General features: G+C 68.6%; 23 protein-coding genes. 7 read left to right on the top strand and 16 right to left on the bottom strand.

Translation table 11 applies throughout. The features are described from left to right. Window positions 1-105 precede the first annotated feature (105 nt). The 3 genes from kstD to DFR74_RS24455 are packed head-to-tail and all read left to right on the top strand — an operon-like array spanning window position 106 to window position 2876. Window positions 106-1788 carry a 3-oxosteroid 1-dehydrogenase gene (gene kstD / locus DFR74_RS24465; protein WP_067505601.1) on the top strand — a complete coding sequence of 561 codons (1683 nt, stop codon included), beginning with the start codon at window positions 106-108 and terminating at the stop codon, window positions 1786-1788. Further along, entirely contained in the window at window positions 1785-2015 is a 231-nt protein-coding gene (locus DFR74_RS24460) for a hypothetical protein (protein ID WP_067505457.1), read from the top strand. Before kstD ends, DFR74_RS24460 begins: the two co-directional genes overlap by 4 nt. Beyond that, the gene (locus tag DFR74_RS24455; RefSeq protein ID WP_067505460.1) at window positions 2016-2876 is read left to right on the top strand and encodes a MaoC family dehydratase; all 861 of its coding nucleotides are present in this window, start codon (window positions 2016-2018) and stop codon (window positions 2874-2876) included. It abuts the gene before it with no gap. A gap of 51 nt (window positions 2877-2927) precedes the next feature. Here the strand turns inward: DFR74_RS24455 and DFR74_RS38060 are convergent, their stop codons facing one another. The 7 genes from DFR74_RS38060 to zapE form a co-directional block, all read right to left on the bottom strand. Further along, a complete protein-coding gene (locus DFR74_RS38060; RefSeq protein ID WP_067505463.1) occupies window positions 2928-3125 on the bottom strand; it encodes a GNAT family N-acetyltransferase in 198 nt (65 codons plus the stop codon). Window positions 3126-3148: 23 nt separating this feature from the next. Further along, window positions 3149-3604 carry a hypothetical protein gene (locus tag DFR74_RS24445; RefSeq protein ID WP_067505467.1) on the bottom strand — a complete coding sequence of 152 codons (456 nt, stop codon included), beginning with the start codon at window positions 3602-3604 and terminating at the stop codon, window positions 3149-3151. Beyond that, window positions 3601-4887: a DUF58 domain-containing protein gene (locus tag DFR74_RS24440; protein ID WP_067505470.1), complete on the bottom strand. Its 1287-nt coding sequence runs from the start codon at window positions 4885-4887 to the stop codon at window positions 3601-3603. The genes DFR74_RS24445 and DFR74_RS24440 overlap by 4 nt, the downstream gene beginning before the upstream one ends. Then, complete coding sequence (locus DFR74_RS24435) at window positions 4884-5846, bottom strand: AAA family ATPase (protein ID WP_067505474.1); 963 nt, start codon at window positions 5844-5846, stop codon at window positions 4884-4886. Before DFR74_RS24435 ends, DFR74_RS24440 begins: the two co-directional genes overlap by 4 nt. 29 nt (window positions 5847-5875) lie before the next feature. After that, window positions 5876-6373 carry a hypothetical protein gene (locus DFR74_RS24430; RefSeq protein ID WP_067505477.1) on the bottom strand — a complete coding sequence of 166 codons (498 nt, stop codon included), beginning with the start codon at window positions 6371-6373 and terminating at the stop codon, window positions 5876-5878. Beyond that, window positions 6370-7287 carry a DUF4129 domain-containing protein gene (locus tag DFR74_RS24425; protein ID WP_067505480.1) on the bottom strand — a complete coding sequence of 306 codons (918 nt, stop codon included), beginning with the start codon at window positions 7285-7287 and terminating at the stop codon, window positions 6370-6372. Before DFR74_RS24425 ends, DFR74_RS24430 begins: the two co-directional genes overlap by 4 nt. 170 nt (window positions 7288-7457) lie before the next feature. Continuing rightward, window positions 7458-8675 (bottom strand): cell division protein ZapE, encoded by a 1218-nt coding sequence (zapE, locus tag DFR74_RS37300; protein ID WP_067505483.1) that lies wholly within the window; start codon window positions 8673-8675, stop codon window positions 7458-7460. Window positions 8676-8919: 244 nt separating this feature from the next. On the opposite strand from zapE, the gene DFR74_RS24415 reads away from it, so the two are divergent. The 3 genes from DFR74_RS24415 to DFR74_RS35555 all read left to right on the top strand — a co-directional run bounded on the left by DFR74_RS24415 (window position 8920) and on the right by DFR74_RS35555 (window position 11541). After that, on the top strand, window positions 8920-9495 hold the full coding sequence (locus tag DFR74_RS24415; protein WP_067505486.1) for a TetR/AcrR family transcriptional regulator: 576 nt from the start codon (window positions 8920-8922) through the stop codon (window positions 9493-9495). 172 nt (window positions 9496-9667) lie between these two features. Next, window positions 9668-10624 (top strand): DNA-processing protein DprA, encoded by a 957-nt coding sequence (locus DFR74_RS24410; protein WP_198161691.1) that lies wholly within the window; start codon window positions 9668-9670, stop codon window positions 10622-10624. Further along, window positions 10621-11541: a ComF family protein gene (locus tag DFR74_RS35555; protein WP_147265909.1), complete on the top strand. Its 921-nt coding sequence runs from the start codon at window positions 10621-10623 to the stop codon at window positions 11539-11541. Before DFR74_RS24410 ends, DFR74_RS35555 begins: the two co-directional genes overlap by 4 nt. A 189-nt stretch (window positions 11542-11730) precedes the next feature. Here DFR74_RS35555 and DFR74_RS24400 read toward each other — a convergent pair whose 3' ends face one another. From DFR74_RS24400 to DFR74_RS24375, 6 genes are all read right to left on the bottom strand, one after another. Further along, window positions 11731-12162 carry an NUDIX hydrolase gene (locus DFR74_RS24400; RefSeq protein WP_067505503.1) on the bottom strand — a complete coding sequence of 144 codons (432 nt, stop codon included), beginning with the start codon at window positions 12160-12162 and terminating at the stop codon, window positions 11731-11733. A gap of 62 nt (window positions 12163-12224) precedes the next feature. After that, the gene (locus tag DFR74_RS24395) at window positions 12225-12992 is read right to left on the bottom strand and encodes an ESX secretion-associated protein EspG (protein WP_067505506.1); all 768 of its coding nucleotides are present in this window, start codon (window positions 12990-12992) and stop codon (window positions 12225-12227) included. A gap of 109 nt (window positions 12993-13101) precedes the next feature. Then, complete coding sequence (locus DFR74_RS24390) at window positions 13102-14418, bottom strand: hypothetical protein (protein WP_147265908.1); 1317 nt, start codon at window positions 14416-14418, stop codon at window positions 13102-13104. Further along, the gene (locus tag DFR74_RS24385) at window positions 14415-14807 is read right to left on the bottom strand and encodes a hypothetical protein (protein WP_067505512.1); all 393 of its coding nucleotides are present in this window, start codon (window positions 14805-14807) and stop codon (window positions 14415-14417) included. The genes DFR74_RS24390 and DFR74_RS24385 overlap by 4 nt, the downstream gene beginning before the upstream one ends. A 15-nt stretch (window positions 14808-14822) precedes the next feature. Further along, window positions 14823-15353, bottom strand: coding sequence for a DUF3558 domain-containing protein (locus tag DFR74_RS24380; protein ID WP_067505516.1), 531 nt, complete (start codon window positions 15351-15353; stop codon window positions 14823-14825). Between the two features lie 438 nt (window positions 15354-15791). Beyond that, a complete protein-coding gene (locus DFR74_RS24375) occupies window positions 15792-16532 on the bottom strand; it encodes a methyltransferase domain-containing protein (protein WP_232331667.1) in 741 nt (246 codons plus the stop codon). 73 nt (window positions 16533-16605) lie between these two features. Here DFR74_RS24375 and DFR74_RS24370 point away from each other — a divergent pair, with 73 nt between their 5' ends. Continuing rightward, window positions 16606-17469, top strand: coding sequence for an HAD family hydrolase (locus tag DFR74_RS24370; RefSeq protein WP_067505522.1), 864 nt, complete (start codon window positions 16606-16608; stop codon window positions 17467-17469). A gap of 68 nt (window positions 17470-17537) precedes the next feature. Here DFR74_RS24370 and DFR74_RS24365 read toward each other — a convergent pair whose 3' ends face one another. The 3 genes from DFR74_RS24365 to DFR74_RS24355 form a co-directional block, all read right to left on the bottom strand. After that, the gene (locus DFR74_RS24365) at window positions 17538-18077 is read right to left on the bottom strand and encodes an HIT family protein (protein WP_084537409.1); all 540 of its coding nucleotides are present in this window, start codon (window positions 18075-18077) and stop codon (window positions 17538-17540) included. A 188-nt stretch (window positions 18078-18265) separates the two neighbouring features. Continuing rightward, window positions 18266-18775 (bottom strand): iron chelate uptake ABC transporter family permease subunit, encoded by a 510-nt coding sequence (locus DFR74_RS24360; RefSeq protein WP_233444459.1) that lies wholly within the window; start codon window positions 18773-18775, stop codon window positions 18266-18268. Between the two features lie 130 nt (window positions 18776-18905). Further along, window positions 18906-19925, bottom strand: a complete 1020-nt coding sequence (locus tag DFR74_RS24355; protein WP_084537410.1) for a FecCD family ABC transporter permease — start codon at window positions 19923-19925, stop codon at window positions 18906-18908. Window positions 19926-20146 lie beyond the last annotated feature (221 nt).

Below are 20146 nucleotides of genomic sequence, written 5' to 3'. Positions count from 1 at the left end.
TCCGGTCTGAAACTGAAACAAGTTTCCTCGGCGAACGGTGCGCCGAGCAGGTCTTCTGCCACACAACATAGACCAACAGCGCCCCCATTCTATAACGTGTTCTACATGACTGATCGGGAATACGACGTGGTGGTGGTCGGCAGCGGCGCCGCCGGGATGACCGCCGCCCTCACCGCGGCCCACCGCGGGCTGAGCGCGGTGATCATCGAGAAGGCCGCGCACTACGGCGGTTCGACCGCGCGCTCCGGTGGCGGGGTGTGGATTCCGGGGAACAAGGCGCTGCTCGCGTCGGGTCGCCCCGACGACCGCGAGGAAGCGCGGCGCTACCTGCACAGCATCATCGGCGACGCCACGCCCGCCGAACGGATCGACACCTTCATCGACCGGGGGGCAGAGGCGTTCGACTTCGTTCTCGATCACACGCCGCTGAAGATGGCGTGGGTGCCGGGGTACTCGGACTACTACCCGGAGGCGCCCGGCGGGCTGGCGCAGGGACGCTCCTGCGAGCCGAAGCCGTTCAACGCCAAGACGCTCGGCGCGGAGCGGTTCAAGCTGGAGCCGCCCTACAGCAAGGCGCCGCTGAACGTGGTGGTCACCCAGGCCGATTTCGTGCGGCTGAACCTGATCCGCAGGCACCCGAAGGGGATGCTGCGCGCGCTGCGCGTCGGCGCGCGCACGTACTGGGCGAAGTTCACCGGCAAGCACCTGGTGGGGATGGGCCAGGCGATCATCGCCGGGATGCGCAAGGGCCTGCTCGACAGCAACGTCCCGGTGCTCCTGGAAACCCCGCTGACCAGGATCATCACCGAGGACGGCGTGGTGGTGGGCGTCGAGGCCACCCACGAGGGGCAACCCGTGGTGTTCCGCGCGCGCCACGGCGTGGTTTTGGCCAGCGGCGGTTTCGAGCACAACGCGGAGATGCGCCAGAAGTACCAGCGCGAACCGATCACCACCGAGTGGACCACCGGCGCGGCGGCCAATACCGGCGACGGCATCCAGGCGGGTATGGCGCTGGGCGCGGCCATCAACCTGATGGAGGACGCGTGGTGGGGGCCGACGGTGTTCAAGGGCGGCAAGCCGTGGTTCTGCCTGGCCGAGCGGAACCTGCCCGGCTGCATCATCGTCGACGCCGACGGCAAGCGGTTCGGGAATGAGTCCGCTCCTTACGTCGAGGCCGTGCACACCATGTACGGCGGCGAATACGGGCAGGGTGAGGGGCCGGGCGAGCACGTGCCCGCGTGGCTGGTGTTCGACCAGCGCTACCGGAATCGCTACATCTTCGCCGGATTGCAGCCCGGCCAGCGGTTCCCGTCCCGCTGGATGGAAAACGGGCTGATCGTGAAGGCCGACACGCTCGCCGCGCTGGCGGCCGAGATCGGGGTGCCGGTGCCGAACCTGGCCGCGACGGTCGAGCGGTTCAACGCGTTCGCGGAGCAGGGCGTGGACGAGGACTTCCACCGCGGCGACAGCGCCTACGACAAGTACTACGGCGACCCCACGGTGAAGCCGAACCCGTGCCTGGCCGCGCTGGTGCAGGGCCCGTTCTACGCGGCCAAGATCGTGCCCGGCGACCTCGGCACCAAGGGCGGGCTGGTCACCGACACCGCGGGCCGGGTGCTGCGCGAGGACGGCAGCGTGATCGAGGGCCTGTACGCCTCGGGCAATGTGAGCGCCCCGGTGATGGGCCACACCTACGCCGGGCCCGGCGCGACCATCGGCCCCGCGATCACGTTCGGGTACCTGGCGGCGCTCGACATCGCCGAGCGCAAGGGCGGGGTCGTGGCGTGAGCCGGGTTCGGCACCGAGGGCTGCCTTCCGCGTCGGGTCGGCGCGTCCGGTCCGGTATCGCCCGGCTCGCATCCACCGGGGCGCGGGACGGTCGGGCCCTCGGCGCGAGCGGCGTTGCGGAGGGCGCGGCGATCATCCCGCTCAGCGGGCGCGGCACCGCCGAGTTCGGCGCGCCCGGCGCACGCTCGGAGCGCGGGTTGTCCATCATCACGCAGGAGGAGAACTGAATGCCCATCGATCCGAAGGTCGCGCTCGGCGCGGAACTGCCGAGCCGCGAGTTCGCCTGGACGCCGTCGGACGTGCAGCTCTACCAGCTGGGGCTGGGCGCGGGCGCGCGCTGGACCGACGCCGGTGAGCTGCGGTATCTCGATGACCGGGAACCGCAGGTGCTGCCCACGTTCGCGACCGTCGCGCCGACGCTGCACGAGACCGAACCGCCCAAGGTGAGCTTCCCCGGCATCGATATCGACCTGGCGAAGGTGGTGCACGGGTTTCAGGAGGTGCGGGTGCACCGGCCCCTCCCCGCCTCGGGCAAGGCGACGATGGCCGAACACATCAGCGAGTTGTGGGACAAGGGATCCGCGGCCGTGGTGGTGCAGGAGCGAACCGTCACCGGCTCGGACGGCGAGCTGTTGTGGACCGCGCGCTCGTCCATCTTCGCCAAGGGCGAGGGCGGCTTCGGCGGCGAACGCGGGCCGAGCACCAAGACCGAACTTCCCGACCGCGCACCGGATTTCGACGTCACCACCGCGACCCTGCCGCAGCAGGCGCTGCTGTACCGGATGCTCGGCGACCGCAACCCGCTGCACTCCGATCCGGAATTCGCCCGCGCCGCAGGGTTTCCCAACCCGATCCTGCACGGGTTGTGCACATACGGCATCGTCTGCAAGACGGCCACCGACACCGCGCTCGACGCGGACGCGAGCCGGGTCACCGGGTTCCGCGCCCGCTTCGCCGGGGTGCTGTATCCGGGCGAGACGATCCGCACCCGGATCTGGCGCGCCGACGGCGAACTCGTGATCGCGGCGACGGTCGTGGAGCGCGACGACGCGCCGGTGCTCGCGGACGTGAGCTTGACGTTCGAGTAGGGGAAGGCGGCCACGCGGGCGATATCGGCCGCCCGCGCGGCCCTTCGTGCATTAGAATCCGGCCGGCCCCTCGCCCTCGACGAGATCGGCGCGGACCCAACCGCACGCCTCGTAGAACGACGCGGCCCTGGCGTTGTCCACGAAGGTCTCCAGCCGGATGGTCGAGTACCGGGCGAGGAGCGTTTCTTCGGCGTACCGGAGCAGGAGGCGGCCGAGTCCCCGGCGATGGTTGCCCGGGTCGACCATCATCAGGTCGATCGTGCGGCCCTCGATCAGGGCGGGGCCGGTGGTCCCTCTTGCACCGGCGCGCGCCGTGGTGTGATCCCCTGAACTATCAAGGCGTACAACAGGATCACCAGGACCGGAGCCAGGGCGGGCGCCCATGCCAGGTTCACGGGGACCAGGGCGGCCGCGGCGGCGCAGCCCGCGAAGACCACCGCGCCCAGCACCGAGGGCAGCGTCGTGGGCACCACGCCCGCCGGAGCGGAGACGGCGGCGGCGTTCAGCAGGTACGCCGTGGCGACCAGACCCGTCGCCGCGGCGGCCAGCACGCCCGTGTCGGCCCAGACGAGCACGCCGATGGTGAGCAACACCGCCAGCACGGCGGCGGGCCGCCACCACCAGCTCGCCGCCACGAGCCCGAGAGCGAACACTCCCGCCCACGGCAGCATGAGGGTCACCGCGGCGACCAGCATGCCGCCCGCGAGCACCGCGAGGAATCTGGTCATCGCCGTACCCGTACCGTGCGGCGGTGTTCGGGCAGCAACCGCATCACCTCGTCCAGACGGGCGCCCTCGTCCCAGCGGACGATGTCGACGCCCACCGTGCCCATGTCCCGATACATCGACGCGCGCTCCAATTGCCACATGCGCGAGAGGGTTTCGTCGAGGCCCTCGCGAAACGGGGTGCCGCGCAACACGTCCACGACCACCACCACGTGCCCGCGCTTGCGCAGGTCGATGAGCGCCAGCGCGAACTGGGTGTCGAGCAGCGTGGAGAACGCCACCACGATCGCCCCGAGCGGAACAGCGGCGTGCGGGGCCAGCGTGCCGGTGGTGGGGATGTGCTCGTCGCCGACGTCGAGCACGGTGTCCACGATCCGGTAGAACTGGCGGCGGCCGATATCGGGCCGCAGCCAGCGCGGGGCCTCGCCCAGGCACACCACGGCCGTCCGGTCGCCCGCCTGCAAGGTGGACTGCACCACCTGCGCGGCGCCGCGCACCGAGAGCTCCAGCGAATCCGTCGCGGGGCCCGGCGCCTGCTGGGACGTGTCGACCAGCACCACCACATCGGCCGACCGGTTCGTCAGCCGCTCGGTGACGTAGAGCCGCCCGCGCCGCGCGCTCACCGACCAGTTCACCGTGCGCAACTGGTCGCCCGGCGCGTAGGCGCGGATGTCGGCGTACTCCACGCCGGGCCCGTGCCTGCGGGTCAGGTGGGTGCCGAGACGTTCGGGAAGTTCGGTGCGCGGCAACCGCATTCGCTGCGGATCGGTCACCGGGTAGACGAACAACTGCCCGGCGGGCAACGTCACCGTCGCGATCGCCAGACCGGCCGGACTCAGCGCCGACACCCGCGCCGACACCGGATAGCGCCCCCACCGTCCGGCCGAGAGCGCCAGCCGCAGCCCGGCCGGCGCCGCTCCGGAATCGCTCGCCTCCTCGATCTCGACGCCGAGGCCGGGCGCCGCCTCCGGCTTCAGCCGCAGCAGCGCGTGCCCCGACTCCACGAACGCGGCGACGGTGAGCACCACCTCTTCCTGCTCGAAACAGCGCAGCGTGCCGCTGCCGTCGACCTGGATGCGGGTGCGCGAGCGCTGCCACGGCGCGGTCGCCAGCACCCCGAGCAGGGGCGCGGCGAACACCACCAGCTGCCAGCGCGTGAACAGCACGGCCGAAAGCAGCGCCACCGCCGCGCATCCGGCCAGCATGTAGACCAAAGGCGCGGGCCGCCAGCGCAGTTCGGACTCGACGGTGGCGCTGGCGTCGCGGTGCCGCGCGGGGCGGGTCATGTGCCGGTGGCGCGCGGCACCGGGAGGCGCCGCAGCAGTTCGGCGATCACGTCCTCACCGCGGATGCGCCGCACCCACATCTCGGGGCGCAGCGTGATCCGGTGCGCCATCGCCGGAATCGCCAGCGCCTTCACGTCTTCGGGCACCACGTAGTCGCGGCCCAGCAGCAGCGCGCGGGCCCGCGCCATCTGCACCAGGTCCAGTTCGGCGCGCGGGCTCGCGCCCACTTCGACCTGCGGGTGCCCGCGCGTCGCGGCGGCCAGCGCCACCACGTAACTCACCACGTCGGGATGCACGGTGACGTACTCGACCGACTGCCGCATCTCCAGCAGGCCGTTGGTGTCCACCACCTGCCCGACCGTCGGCGGCGTCGAGCCGCGCTCCAGCCTGCGGCGGATCATCTGGGTCTCGTCGCGCTCGGAGAGGTAACCCAGTCGCAGCTGGATGGCGAACCGGTCCAGCTGCGCCTCCGGCAGCGGGTAGGTGCCCTCGTACTCGATCGGGTTGTCGGTGGCCAGCACGACAAACGGCTGTGGCAGCGGGAAGGTGTCTCCGTCGACGCTGACCTGTCCTTCCGCCATCGCTTCCAGCAGCGCGGCCTGCGTCTTGGGAGGGGTGCGGTTGATCTCGTCGGCCAACAGCATGTTGGTGAAGACCGGGCCGCGCCGAAAGTTGAAGCGGCCGCTGTTCATGTCGTAGATGGTGGAACCGAGCAGGTCGGCGGGCAGCAGGTCCGGCGTGAATTGCACACGCTTGAAGTCGAGCCCGAGCGCGGCGGCGAAGGATCTCGCGATCAGCGTCTTGCCCAAGCCGGGCAGGTCCTCGATGAGGATATGTCCGCCGGACAGCACGGCGATCATGATCAGCTGCAACTCGTCGTGCTTCCCGACGATCACCCGGGCCAGTTCCCGCAGCACCGCTTCGGTTCGCTGGACGGTCGCATCCAATGGCATGGTCATAAGTCAACTCGCACTTGTCTCAACCCATTTCACATTCTCTGCAAACGGCGCAGGATTTCGTCCAGCGCCGCGCGCCCCGGCGCGCGCGTGGTCTGATCGCGCAGCGCCACATTGGCCGGATCGACCCAGCGCCACAGTTCGGGGCCGAATTGCAGCAACCCGGCGGCCTCGGTGGCCTTGCGGTTCTTCGCGACCCGCAGGCCGGTGGACAGTTCGAACTCCTTCGCGAGCAAGGGACGCAAGTAGCGGTCCCAGTCGGCGCGGGTGCCGTCGGCGCGGGTGGCCAGCATGTTCGCGCGCGCTTCCCAACGGCGCAACATCTCCAGCGGGCCGTTTTCCATCTCGTCGGGGAAGTGGTCGGTGTCGGCCTTCGCGCGCTCGCGCAGCGAGAGAATCAGCGCGGTGAGCGCCACCGCGACCGGAATGGCGGCCAGCACGAGCATCGCCTCGCGGGCGCGGCCGAACGCGGCCAGCTCCAGCACACCCACCGCGAGCAGCGCGGTCACTACGATCGCCGTGCGATTCATACCCGTTCCCCCTGGAGATCGGCGAGGACGATGCGCAGCAGTTGTTCGGCGCGCATGCGCTGCCATTCGAGCATCGAATGCGGGCTGAACCTGGCTTCTTCGAACAGCGCCACCAGTTCTCGCGCCGACGCGTCGTGCAGGCGGCCGTGCTCGAACGCGCGGGCCAGCACCTCCATCGGCGTGTCCGAGACCAGCGGCGCGGCGGCGCGGTCGGCGGCCAAGCCGTTCTCCATCGCGGCGTAGCAGGCGATGATCGCGCCGCGCGGGTCCTGGCCGGGCGCGTTCATCGCCGCCAGACCCATTTCGGCGGCCCTGGCGAGCGAGTCGGCGACGGTCTCGGGGGCGGGCGGGTCCGGCGGCGGCACCGGGACCGGGCGGCGGCGAGCCGTGACACCCACGACGATCAGCCCGGTCAGCGCGACGGCGATGAGCACGCCGGCACCGAAGATGGTGAGCAGCAGCGTGGTGCCGGTGAGGGTTTCGGTGGAGGTGTCGGCGGGAGGCGGCGCGGTGGGCAGTTGTTCCGGCGGTGCGCCTTCCGACGTCGCCGGGGCGGGCGCCGCGGGTTCGGCGGTGCGCCCGCCGAGCACGAAGACCGCCGACACGATCGCCAGCAGCACCGCGAGCACGGCCAGCGCGCCCAGCACGATGAGACCGAAGCGTCCCAGGCGCCACTGCCGGTCGTCGGATTCGTGATCGACCTCCGGCATGGACAGCGGCAGCCGATGCTGGCTGGCTATCACACCCGCGATCAGGATGACCACCGAGACCGTGAGCAACACCGGCATGAGCGCCAAAGCGAGCACCGACGGAGCACCGTTCGGTTCGGCGGGCGGCGGCGCGCCCGGGATGTGCCCGCGCAGCGCGAGGGAGGCACACGCCAGCAGCGTGACCAGCACGATCACGCGTACCATCGGCGCTCGCGCTCGGACCACCCGTGTTACCACCAAACCTGAGTACTGCACAAAACAGCCACATAGTTACATGCCGCACGGTCCGCTCGGGAGGGAATCGAATACTTCGCATTACCCTCCGGTAAGTCCACGTTACGCGCCGCGTCCTAGCAGGTCCGCGCGCTGAAGGATCACGAACAAACCCCTGCGGCGTGATCTTGTGAGATCTCACAGAGGCGGCTCGCGGTGCGTGCCAGATCGGGTACGCCGCGCACCCCGGCGACCAGTTCGGCGGGCGGGGCGGCGGTGTGAATCGTAAGGGGGATATCGGCGTCGTAGAGGACGTCGATGAGGTTCACCAGGCGCATGGCGTGGTCGGGTGGGACATCCCGCAGGAGTGGGACGTCGCGCAGGGTCCAGCGGTGGTAGCGGTGGGTGAGGGTTACGTAGTCGGCGGCGGAGGTGGGTTGGGCGCAGAGTTGGGTGAAGTCGAAATCTATGGAGGTTTCGGTGGTGGAGCGGGCTGTCAGAGTTCGGGGGCCGAGGGGGATATTTACGGATGGATGGGTGTGCGTTGGGGTTGGATCGGGGGTCGTGCCGTGATCGGCCTCGTTATGGGTCGAGAGCGTGCGGATGCTGTCCGAGGGAGGTGGCGGCATCGGCGGGGGTGACTGGTCCTGGATTGTGTGGGTAACTCGACTCGAGGCGAGGCGGAGATTCTCGGCCCGCGACGAGGGCGTGGCGGTGGCGTCGGGCATTCGGCTCGACGGGATGCCGGCGTGCCGGGTGGGGGTGATGCGAGTGTCCGGTGGGTCCGCGGGTTCACGCCTGTCGACGATGTAGCGGCCCGACGCGAATCCCGTTGTGGTGTGTGCTTTTCGGGTGCGGTAGTCGATCGGTCCGTCGACCGATAGGACGTCGAGGTTGTCGAGGATGCGGTCGATGGCGGGGAGGAACTTCTCGTGGAACAGGGGGTTGGGGAGCAGGTCCGGGGGCGGGTAGTTGGAGGTGAGGACGAGGGTCACGTGACGGGCGAAGAGCGCGTCCAGCAGTCGGGCGAGGAGCATGGCGTCGCCGACGTCGTGGACGTGGAACTCGTCGAAACAGAGCAGGTTCGTGCGGCCGATCAGGTGGGTGATCGCCTTGTCGATGGAGCCGTGTTCGCGGTGGGCGCGGTGCAGTTCGGCGAAGAAGGTGTGGAAATGGAAGCGGCGCACGCGGTCCGGGTGCGCGGTGGACGGGAGGCGGTCCATGAGCATGGTTTTGCCGCGGCCGGGTCTGCCGTGGAGGTAGACGCCGCGGGCGCGCGGGATCGGGTTGCCTTGGTGGTCCAGGAGTTTCGCCAAGCGGTCGGCGGCGGCGCGCTGGTGGGGGTCGAGGTCCAGGTCGGGGAGGTTATCCGGGCGCACCGGACCGGCCTGACGTGTCCCGCCGCGCGCCGATGCATTCGCCCCCGAGGGCGCGCTCGTGTCGGCCGGACATTCGTTGCGTGCCGCGGAGGCGTCGAACCACCGGGCGCGGAGTAGCCGCCGGAACCGCCCCGAAGGCTCCCGCCGCGAGCGACCTGTCGACATCGCATCCTCCTCCCTCTACAGATGTAGAGTCCCTGCAGTTGTAGAGCGAGGCGCGGGAGTCGCGCCAGGGAAGGTGACGATGTCCACAGCCGACCGGCGCACTCTGATCGCCGACACCGCCATCCGCCTCATCGCGTCCGACGGCGTCCGCGCCCTCACCCACCGCGCCCTCGACACCGCCCTCGACCTGCCCGCGGGCTCGTCGTCGTACTACTTCCGCACCCGCCGCGCACTGCTCACGGCCGTCGTGGACCGCATCACGGAGCGCTCCCGGGAGGACTTCCAGCGGGCCCGATTCGCCGCACCCGCGGCCGCATCGCCGGACCTCATCGCCCGCGACATCGCCACCTGGGTCGACCGCCTCCTCGCCGACCGCTCCGACGACCTCCGCACCCGCCACGCCCTGCTCACCGAACTCCGCACCGACCCCGAACTCCGCACCAAACTGTCCCGCAGCCTCTTCTCCCCCGACCGCGCCCGAGAACTGTTCCGCGACAACGACTCCCCCACCGACGCCGCCGTCGACTTCATCGCCGTCCTCGAAGGCGCCGTCTTCGACCGCACCACCGGCAACCGCGCGGACCTGAAGCCGGGCACCCCGGAGAGCATCGATCAACTCACCCGCCTGGTGGTCGTGTATCTGAGGGGCCACTGACCCGCCGAGCACCGCGCGCCCCGGTGCCAGAACTCAGCCCCTACGACTACGCTGACCCATCAGCGAACTACTGGAGAACCTGGCCACCGGGCTCACAGGAATTCTGTGACCACGTCAGCACTCCACGGCATGGTTCGAATGTAAGTTCGAATCACGATCCGAGGAGGTTGGAGTGGCACCCGCACACGCCTCCCCGGGATGGGACGACTCCACCACAGACGATCAGCCGACGGACTGGGGCGACCGAGACCGCGCCGCGTTGATCGCGATGATGCGCTCGACGTCGAAGAACACCGACTGGTCCAGGCTGGCCGAACGCGTGAGCGACCGCGGCAGCGCCTGGCGTTTATGGCAGGACGAGCATCCCGGAGATCTCTTCGGTGACAGCGAAGCAGCGAGAGTCTTCGAACAGGCGCTGCGCGATGTCGAGTCCTGGAAACAGGCACCGTTTCAGATGCACACGTTCATGGATCGCAGCTACCCCGAACGGTTGCGTTCGGTCCGGCAGATGCCACCCGTGGTATTCACCCGAGGCGTGCTGGTGCCACGTGAGGTCGGAGTCTGCGTCGTCGGGTCACGGAACGCCTCGGACTACGCGTTGAAGTTCGCGGACGATGTCTCCCGCGAGTTGGTGACGCACGGGGTGACGGTGATCTCCGGGCTTGCCAGGGGTATCGATACCACGGCGCATCGGGCCGCGTTGGAGGCAGGCGGCCGGACAGTGGCTGTCCTCGGCAACGGACTCGACCATGCGTACCCACGCGAGAATCGCGAACTGCAGGAGCGAATCGCCGAGTGCGGAATGCTACTCACCCACTTTCTTCCGGAGTACGGTCCGTCGCGATGGTCGTTCCCCGCCCGCAACGTGACGATGAGCGCCTACGGCTCGGCGACGGTGATCGTCGAAGCGGGCGAGAAGAGCGGAACGCGCATTCAAGCGCGCGAGGCGGTCGCCCACGGTCGGCCGGTCATCCTGAATTCCTCGGTCGCGCAATCGACATCATGGGGTCGAGCTATGTCGAGCGAACCCGGCGTGCACATCGCGGAAGCACCCGCGGACGCGATCGAGCACGTTGACCGAATCCTTGTCCAGCGGGAAGCGTTGACCAGAATCCTGGGAACCAGGTGACCGAGTCCACCCGCGACCTGTTCTTACAACAACTGAACGACGTCCTGGTGCACGAGAGACACCGTGCGGCATCGGAGGGGGTCGCCGACGCCACCCTCGATGCGTTGGTGTGCCGAGGACTGATACGCGATCGAATCGGTGGATTCTTCTCCAACTCGTACACACCAGGGACTCCGGACGTTTGTGGCATTTGCCGTGGCCCGTCGGGTGAGGCGTTGTGCGCGAAGTGTGCTGCGGCCAGAAACGTCTTCGGGGACCAGCTGGCCGATCGGACCGTCCTGCTCACGTACGCAGTCGGAAACCACCCGGCCGGCCGCCACCAATCCGCGCACCACATGCTCACCTACAAGGGGTATCGCGGCCAGCCCCCGGCAGTGGAATGCGCCGAGGATCTGGCGCTGATGATCTCCATCGTGGTGGATATGCACCGGAGTTGCCTGCAATCCTGGCTCGGTTCACCGTGGGACTCACTGACATTCGTCCCGTCGAGAGAGCGTCCGGACGCGACGCACCCGGTCGCGAATCTCGCCAACGCGGCGCTGCCGAGATTCACCCGGGCGTCGGCGATGCAGAAGTTCCTGCTGACGCCGGGTGATGGCACCTATGACAGGCACGAGTTGGTGGCCGACCGCTACACCGTGGATGAACGATGGCGGTCACGGGTGCATGGCAAGCATGTGCTGATCGTCGACGACACGTGGACCACCGGCGCGAGTGCGCAGGGCGCGGCGATCGCTGTGAAGACGGCGGGCGCGGCGTCCGCGACGATCCCGTGTGTCGCCCGGTGGTTGAAATGGGAGTGGGGCGAACACAAGTCGCTCATCGAGTCCCTCACCGGCGGATTCGACGTACTGCGCTGCCCGGTGCACGGGCGGCCCTGCGACGCCGCCACCCGGTTCCGCATCTCGATGGACTAGAGATCTGCCTGTTAGAACCTCCGGGCGGGGCGCAATGACAGTCAGTCGTCGCGATCGTTCCTGAACCGGACGGGCGGCGCGGCAGCGATTGGTGCGTTTGCTGGGCGGCGGGCGTGAGTGATCGAGGTTCCGCCAACCGCCCTGCTACGGCGGGAATTGGATCCGAGGCTCGGACAGGGTGGGCGAGGTCTACCAGCCGAGTTCGGAGTAGGGGGCGCCGGTGGGGTGGGCGTGGAGGGCCGAAGCGGGGTATTCGATGAGGTTGTCGGGGAGGGCGTTCAGGGCGAACCAGCGCAGTTCGTAGCTCTTGTCCGGTTCGCGGTTGACGGGTTCGCCGGTCCAGCGGGACGTTTCGAAGAACAGGCCGAGGCGGGATTCGAGGCCGGAGCCGATGACGTGGGCGGCGTGCACGAATCGCAGGTCGGCGGGGTCGATCTCGACGCCGATCTCCTCGCGGGCCTCCCGCGCCGCGCCCGCCGTGGCGCTCTCGCCGGCCTCCAGCTTGCCGGCGGGCAGGTGCCAGCGGCCGTCGAAACGGTCGCCGCTGCGCCGTTTGCTGAGCAGCACTTCGCCGTTCCGGATGAGCAGGATTTGCACATCCACCAGGTGGCGGTCGGTCATCGGGTCCTCCTCGGGCTCGGCGCGGGTTCCAAGCTACACACGCCGACCGGGGCGCTCGAGTGTCAGCGGGGCAGGTGATCGCCCGCGCGGACTTCCTCCACCGTGCGGGTGATCATTTCCTGCAACGTGGCCGCGATCCGGTCGCGGGTAGTGGGCTTGGCGACGATGGTGCGCGTGCCGAAAGTGACGTAGCGACCGTCATTTTCGAAATCGGTGAGTTGGAAGTCCTTGCGGCCCACGGTGTGACGATTGTCAGCGCTGCCCCAAGGGTAGACACCGACGTGGATCGAGCCGGTAGTGGGCCGGTTGAAGAACTTCTCGAACTCCTCGCGCGGACTGGTACGCCACGTGTCGCGGATCGGCGGCAGCGGACGGTCGAGTTCGTCGGCGGCGATCTTCATCGGTTCAGCCCGTCCCGCAGCGCATTTCGGCAGGGAGTCGGCGACCGCGCCTGCCACTTGTTCGGCCGGGAGGAACGCCAGCGAGATGTCGCCGTAGCCGTCCTCGGCGTGATGTTGCCGCGCGAGCGCACCGTGCTGGTAGTGCACACCGGCGTGCGCGCGCAGTTCGCGCTCGCGGTTGCGGCCGAGGAAGCCGGCGACTTCGATGCGCGCTTCGGGGGCGAACAGGACGTGCAGCGCGCGCACCAAGTCGTCGTCGACGTGCGGGCGCACGGATTCGGCGGCGGCGCGGCGCAAGCGCAGGGCGTCGGACTCGTAGCGGACGGTGTGCCAATGTCGCAGCGGGTACGGCAGGATGTCGCGGCCGGTGGACTCCCACAAGGTACGGAACTCGAGCGCGGTGAACCGCCACCGCCGCACTGTGGTCACGAGCGGGCGCCTTTCGAGAGCGGGGCACGGCGCCCCGTGTGGAGCCCGCTGCCGAGCGAGCGCCATCGGCGTACGAGAAAGTATTGGTGCACAGCCGAATTCGAGATCGTCATTCGCCGATCACCGGCGGGACCGTCTTCGGCAGGTCATCCAGACCGGTCACTTCGTCACCGTGTTCCTTGGTGATCAGGTAGTCCGGGATGCCTTTGTTCGACTCCTCGTCGCCCTTTCCGCCCCGCGCGCCCGGCGCGCCGAAGCCACCGAGACCGCTCATCCCGCGCGCGGCCGCGGAGTTCGCCGCTCCGGCTGGTGCGCCGGTGGGCGCGGACACCGGAACGCCCTGGATGGAACGGCCCGGTGAAGGGGTGCCACCCGGGCTACCCGGGCCGGGTGCGCCCGGACTGCCCGGACCCGGCGAACCAGGGCTGCCGGGGCCGGTCGGGTTCGTTGTTGGCGTGGACGCCGGGTTGGTGGAAGCCGGGTTCGTCGAGGACGGATCGGTCGAGGTGGGGGTGCTCGACGGGTCGGTGGACGAGGGCGTCGACTGCGACGGGTCGGTCGAGGACGGATCCTCGATGTCCGGGTCGGTCGGGGTCTCCGGCTCTGTCGCCGGGGTGCCACCGGGACCGGGTCCGGGGCTGCCGGGACCGGGACCGCCCGGGCCGGGCCCCGGCTGGGAGGGCTGGTCGCCGGGCTGCTGGACGGGGTTGAACGGTTGCGGCAGGACCGGCACGTTCGTGTCGGACTCGCGCACGACCGGCGCGAACACCGTCTTCAGCACGCGCACCGCCTCGAGCTTGGCGGTGTCCTCGGCCTCGGTGTTGCTGCGCCAGCCGCGGCCTGCCATCCAGGAGCGGGAGTTCTCGATCAGGGAACGGTCTTCCGGCGCGTGCGGGACCAGCAGTTTCGTCGGCTCGAGGCCGGTCTTCAGCTCGGCGAGTTTGTTGCTGGTGAGGAGGGCGGCGTTGGCGAGCTGGGAGCCGTGGGTTGTGTAGGTCTTCGATGCTTCCACCGCGGCGGCGCCGGACGCGCCCGCCCACAAGCCGTCTTCGGTGAGACGTTTGATGCTGTCGGAATAGGTTTGCAGCGATTCGTTCGCACGGTCGTGGATGCCCTGCCACGTCGCGATGAGTTCACCGACGCGGGTCAGGTCGATCGCATCCACTCGTCTTCGCAGTTCCTCGACGTTCTCGCGCTCGAACATGTCCTCGTCCAACACGGCCTGAGGATGAAATGTGCCGTCGAAACCGATATCGGAGGCCTTGCCGCGCACGTCCGAACGCTGCTGGTTGTACTTTCCCTGGACGTCACCAGGCCTCGTGCCCGGATCCAGTTCCTCACCGGCGATCGCGTCGGTCAGGTTCCTGAGCATGGCCGAACCCATGTCGCCGACGCTCCAGCTGAACATTCCTCCGAGCGGGCTCACGACTCGTTCCCCACAGAGTCGATGATGGAGGTTATAGATGCGGCGTTCGTATAGTCCTGGCCGGTCAGGCGCGCGATGGAGATCGCCATGATGTCGCGCTGATCCATGACGACTTCGATATCACGCTCGATGATCTTGTCGATCGAATCGTCGGTGCCGGTGGCCTGCTTCTGAAACTTGTCGGCCAAGATGTCGGCCATCTCGAAGTCACCGAACCCGGAGACGTTCTGCGCATCCTGCGCGTAGATGGCCAGGTTCTGCAGATCTTCGATACGACGATTGCAGGCCGCCAGCACTTGGCGGGCGGCACCCTCGTCATTCAGGTAGAGCTCCCCGGCTCTGGCTTCTTCCGCTAGCTTGCGCCATGGCGACTTGGAATCGTCGGTCATCGAACCCCCATCTGACTACCGCGGAAACAACGGCACAATCGAATCGCCGACTCTGGACAGGACCGTGCACGGGCCCTCAGCATGGTCGACTCCCATAAGGTTGGATATCCGCAACTGCACGACGCCCTGCGATGACACCGGGAAAAGCACGTCGCAGAGCAGATCCTTCGAAGCACCCTCGACCCTGAACTGCCGACCGGTCCGGTCTGCGACCGTGACGTCCTGGAATTCGACATTTCCAGACTTCGACTCGAAATAGTCCACCTTCTCGCCGGTCGAGAACACGGTCATCGAGAATTCTTTGTTACGCCAACGGCAGATCTTCCAGCCGGTCTGTTCGACACCGGCGATCCCGCTGTCCTTGGTAGTCGGGTCCAGCCCCGCCTCGGACAGCGCACCGTCGGGAATCTCCGTGCAGGGGTCCCACAATGCTTCTTGCGGAACACTCGTGCTCGTGGTCGGCGACCCCTCGGTCGTCTCACCACACCCCGCGACAGCCGACACGGCGACCGCCGCCAGAACCATCCCCACGATCCTGCGCGTCATACCCACCCCTTCGGCCCACGGCTGCGAACGTCCCCGACTCTAACAGTCGTTCCCATCCTGCAACCATGGTGACCTGGGACTCGACCGGGTGGCCGGGTGGTCGCGGTAGATCGCGGCTCCAGGAGACTCCGCTGGTCAGCGGTGGGAGGAACGGGCCGGCGCTCCCCAGGCTGCGCACAGCCAGGGTGATTCACGTTCAAGTCGGCACGCGAGAAACCGCGCGGCGGTCCGCCAGATGGTGTGGTCAGGGCGGCCGGTCCGGTCGGCGGCACTCGGAATCATCCCGGGGCGACGGTTCAGTCGACCGGGGTCCGGAGGCGTCCGGTGGAACGCCGGTGTTGGTCGATCACCCGCGCCCGGTTCATCGGCCGCCCGTGCTCAACGGAGTCGCGTGACAGCGTGGCGCGCCGATCCCCGTCAGCAGCCGCCTCGCCCGACTCAGCTCGATTCCCCGAGCCGGTACACCGACACGTGGGATTCGGATTCGGCGGTCAAGGGACTTCCCACCCAATCGGCGTGGCGGGATTCGAGGGTGAATCCGGCCAATTGGCCCATGAGGTCGAGTTCGGCGGGCCAGATATATCGGTGGGAGCTGAGGCTCAGATGCGCGTGGTTGTTCTCGCCGATGCGGAAATGGTGGGAGACCACTCGTTGTGCGAGTGGGTCGTAGGTGTCGAGGGCGATGTAGTCGGGGGCGGTGTGCCAAACGACCGCGTCCTGTCCGGGTGGGAGACGGCGCAGTTGCGGCACCCACAGTTCGATGACGAATCGCCCGCCGGGGGCGAGGTGCCGCGCGGCATTGCGGAAACACTCGACCTGTTCGGCCTGCGTCATCAAATTCGAGATCGTGTTGTAGACCAGATACACCAATTGGTACTCGCCCGGCGCCACCGCCGTCGCCATATCTCCGACGACCACCGGAATCGTTGCCTCATCGACCTTTTCACGAAGTTTCGCCACCATCGCGCGCGACAGTTCGGTCCCGGTCACCGAAACCCCGCGCTCCGCCAACGGAACCGCGACCCGCCCGGTCCCGATCGCGAACTCCAGCACGCGCCCGCCCGCGGCGAGCTCCACCAGCTTGTCGACGGTCGGCGCGATCACCCCGTCCGCGAACATCCCTTCGCCCGGCGTGTCGTACCTGGCCGCCACCTCGACGCCCCACGGCTCTTCACTCACCCACCCGATCCTCCCCACCGCCCGACTCGCCGTCCACCGAATATCCACACCCATCCCCAGGGACAATCACCCTGTGGATGAACGGCACGGCACGAATCCCGATGCCCGACACACCGAGTCGGGCACGAACCGACCGCTCCTGGTCGCCTTGGACATCGACGGCACCGTGTGCGTCGAGAACACCGCGGACCCGTTCGCCCACGAGACGATCACCGCCCCGGTGCGCGAAGCTGTCGCGCGAGCGATGCGGGCCGGGGCGCACATCGTGCTGTGCACGGGCCGATTGGCACCCGCCACACTGCCGTTCCTGCGAGAACTGCGCATTCACATCGGCTTCGCGGTGTGTTCGAACGGGGCGGCGCTGCTCGATGCCGGGACAGGGGACGTGGTCGAACGATCGTCTTTCGCTCTCGCCCAACCGATCTCGTCGCTGGTTGCTCAGCTGCCGGGCGCGATCTTCGTCGCCGAGGCTCCCGGCGCGGGCGTACTGGCGACGGGTCGCGTCGACGACGCGGACATGCTCTTCGGCGACGTGCAGCTCATCGACACCCTGGAATTGGCCGCAACCTCGACCACCCGGCTGGCCGTCCACTGGCCAGGTCACAGTGACCGCGAACTGGCCGCAGTCCTGATGGCGGACGATCTGCCGGGAGTTCGATCTTGTTGCTACCCGGGCGAATCGGTCGCTGACCTCACCGCAGCGGGGGTGACCAAGGGGTCGATGTTGGAACGGCTACGCGTCAGGCTCGGCATCCCGAGCCACCGCACCCTGGCCATCGGTGACGGCACCAACGACATCGACATGCTGACCTGGGCCGCCCACTCCGTCGCCATGGGCGACGCGCCCTCCCAGGTCCGCGCCGCCGCGACCGAAACCTGCCCACCCGCAACCGAAGACGGCCTGGCCACCGCTTTGTCCCGATGGTTCCCACCATGAATCCAGCCCGGCACGCCGCCGGTCCGGCCGGGCCTGCCCGTATCGCCATGCCCCGCAACGCCGGCGCCTCAGGTGAGGGCCTCCCGCAGTTGGGTGGCGAGTTCTCGCGCTTGGTCGAGAGTCCAGGGGATCACACCGTTTTCGGCCATCACGGCATGGAACTGCTGATCGTGATAGGGGACGCCCGGCGGGAGTGGCGCGATGTGCCAGTGGAGGTGCGAGTTGCCTTGCTGGCTGCCGAGGCTCATGAGGTAGGTGCGTTCGCTGGGGACGACGGATTCGACGGCACGCGTGACGCGGTAGACCAGCGCCATCAATCGGTGGTACTCGTCCTCGGCGAGGTCTCGCACCGCGTGTTCGCGATGCGTCTTCGGCGCGACCAGCACATACCCCAGCAGGGTTGGATACTTCGACAGGAAGGCGATGTTCTCGTCGTCCTCGACGATGATCTGTTCCCATTCGCCCTCGTGCGTGCCGGCGACGATCGCGCAGATGAAACACCCACTCGCCTGAACCCGCCGCCCGTAAGCCACCACGTCGAACGGAACCTTGGCGACCCCGGCTGCGGGCCGGTCATGCGAAGTAGCCTCTCCCCCAGCGGTACTCATACGAAACAACCTACCTCCGCAACACCCACCACCTGTCGATCGACAAGAACGCGGGTTGGACGCGGTGCTTCCTACCGGAACCGCGTCAGGTAGCTGCGCATAGCGGCCAACGTAGATTCGGACCACCTGATGCGCCAACCGAAGTACGGCGTGTCGCGGATGACACGCCCGTTTTCAAAATGGATTTCTCAGAATGAAATGGAGGCGTAGCGCGGGTGAGACCTCGTGAATTCTAGCGGGTGACGCTCACCAGCAGAGGGGTGATTCGGTCCAGGGCGAACAACAGGGATTTCGGGGTGCCGGCCGAGAGTGCTTGGACGGCCGGGTCCGTCTCGGGCAGGCGCGACGAGCGCGGTGAGCAGACAGCCCACCAGCGCGCCGAGGGTGGCGCCGCCCGAACCGAGCCCGAGCACCAGCATCGCCACCAGGGCACCGGTATTGGCGCCGGTGGTGAAGCCGATGATGTCGGGGCTGCCCAGCGGATTGCGGGTGATGGTCTGAAAGATCGCGCCCGACAACGCGAGTGACGCCCCGCCCAGCGCGGCCGTGACGACCACCGGCAGCCAGGTCGCGACATGATTGGCGGGCGTGCCGCCGATCTGCCCGGTGAGCACCCGGATGACCTCGACGAACCCTAGGCCGGGGGTGTCGGTGGTGCTCGCGCCCAGCGCGACGACGCCCACCATCGCGGTGATCACCAACAGCGCCACCGTGATTCCCACCGAGACGATGTCGACGCGCACGCTCACCCCGAAGCACCCCGCAGGAAGCGCACGCGTTTCGGCCAGCTCGCCCGTGCGAGCGGCGGATCGGTATCCGAGACCCGGGTCACCATCGCGAGCCTTTCTCCCGGCGGGCCAGCCAGATCAGCACCGGTGCGCCGAGGAACGCCGTCACCATGCCGACCGGCAGTTCGCTGGCGGTGGCGACGCGGGCGACGAGGTCGGCACCCACCAGCACGATCGGGCCGACCACCAGGCACAGCGGGATGGTCCAGCGGTGGTCGGGGCCCACCACCATGCGCACCGCGTGCGGCACCATCAGCCCGACGCAGGTGATGGGGCCGACAGCCGCCGTCGCCGCACCGCACAGCACCGTGATCACCACGAACCCGACCGCGCGCACGGTGGTGACGGGCACGCCCAAGGCGCTGGCGCGGTCGTCCCCGAGCGCGAGCGCGTTGAGATACGCCGAGAGCGCCAGCGCACCGACCACACCGAGCAGCACGAGCGGCCAGGTGGCCGACAGTTCGTTCCAGCCGCGTCCGTCGAGGGTGCCGATGAGGAGTCCGCGGATGGCGGCGAAGGATTTCGGGTGAATCATGGTGAGGCCGAACGCGAGACCGCTGAGCATCGACGCGACCGCGACACCGGTGAGCACCAGCTTGGCCGGGCTGGCCCCGCCCACGCCGCGCGAGCCGACGAAATACACCAGGACCGACGCCGCGAACGCCCCGGCCAGCGCCCACCAGGTGAACTCGCCGCCCGACGCGCCGAACGCGACCGCGCCTAGCACCATCGCGAAGTACGCGCCGGCGTTCACCCCGAGGATGCCCGGGGCGGCCAGCGGGTTGCGGGTGAGGCCCTGCATCACCACGCCCGCCACGCCGAGCGCCGCGCCCACGAGGGCGGCGAGCAGTGTGCGTGGAATTCGCTGTTCCCGGATGACGCCGAGGGTGGTCGGGTCACCCTCGTTGTACAGCGCCCGCCAGGCGTCGTGGATCGAATAGTCGCCGCTGCCGACGAACAGGCCGCCCGCAAGCAGCCCGACCAGCACGGCGAGCAGCGCCAGCTGCACGGCGGTCCGCGAGAACGCGGTGCGCGGTGCGGTCAGGGTGGCTTGCGACACGGCTCGTCCTCGTTTCGCGGCGCTTCGGCCGTAGCGTGTCGGCTTAGCTTAGCCTCACGTTAGCTGTGGCGGCGGGGACTCGCGGGACAGATCAGATGGCATGCTCTGCCTGGGGTCAGGCCCGACTCTCGCAACGGTCGGCCGCGACGTCGCCGTTCGAGCTAACGACGGCCAACCGAAGTGCGGCTACGCGACACAGTAGGTTCGAACCATGGAGGCAC

Origin of the sequence: Nocardia puris (assembly GCF_003315035.1) — a bacterium.
GTDB classification, from domain to species: domain Bacteria; phylum Actinomycetota; class Actinomycetes; order Mycobacteriales; family Mycobacteriaceae; genus Nocardia; species Nocardia puris.
The sequence above is the reverse complement of the archived record's forward strand: the minus strand, read 5'-3'. Positions and strand labels throughout refer to the sequence as shown.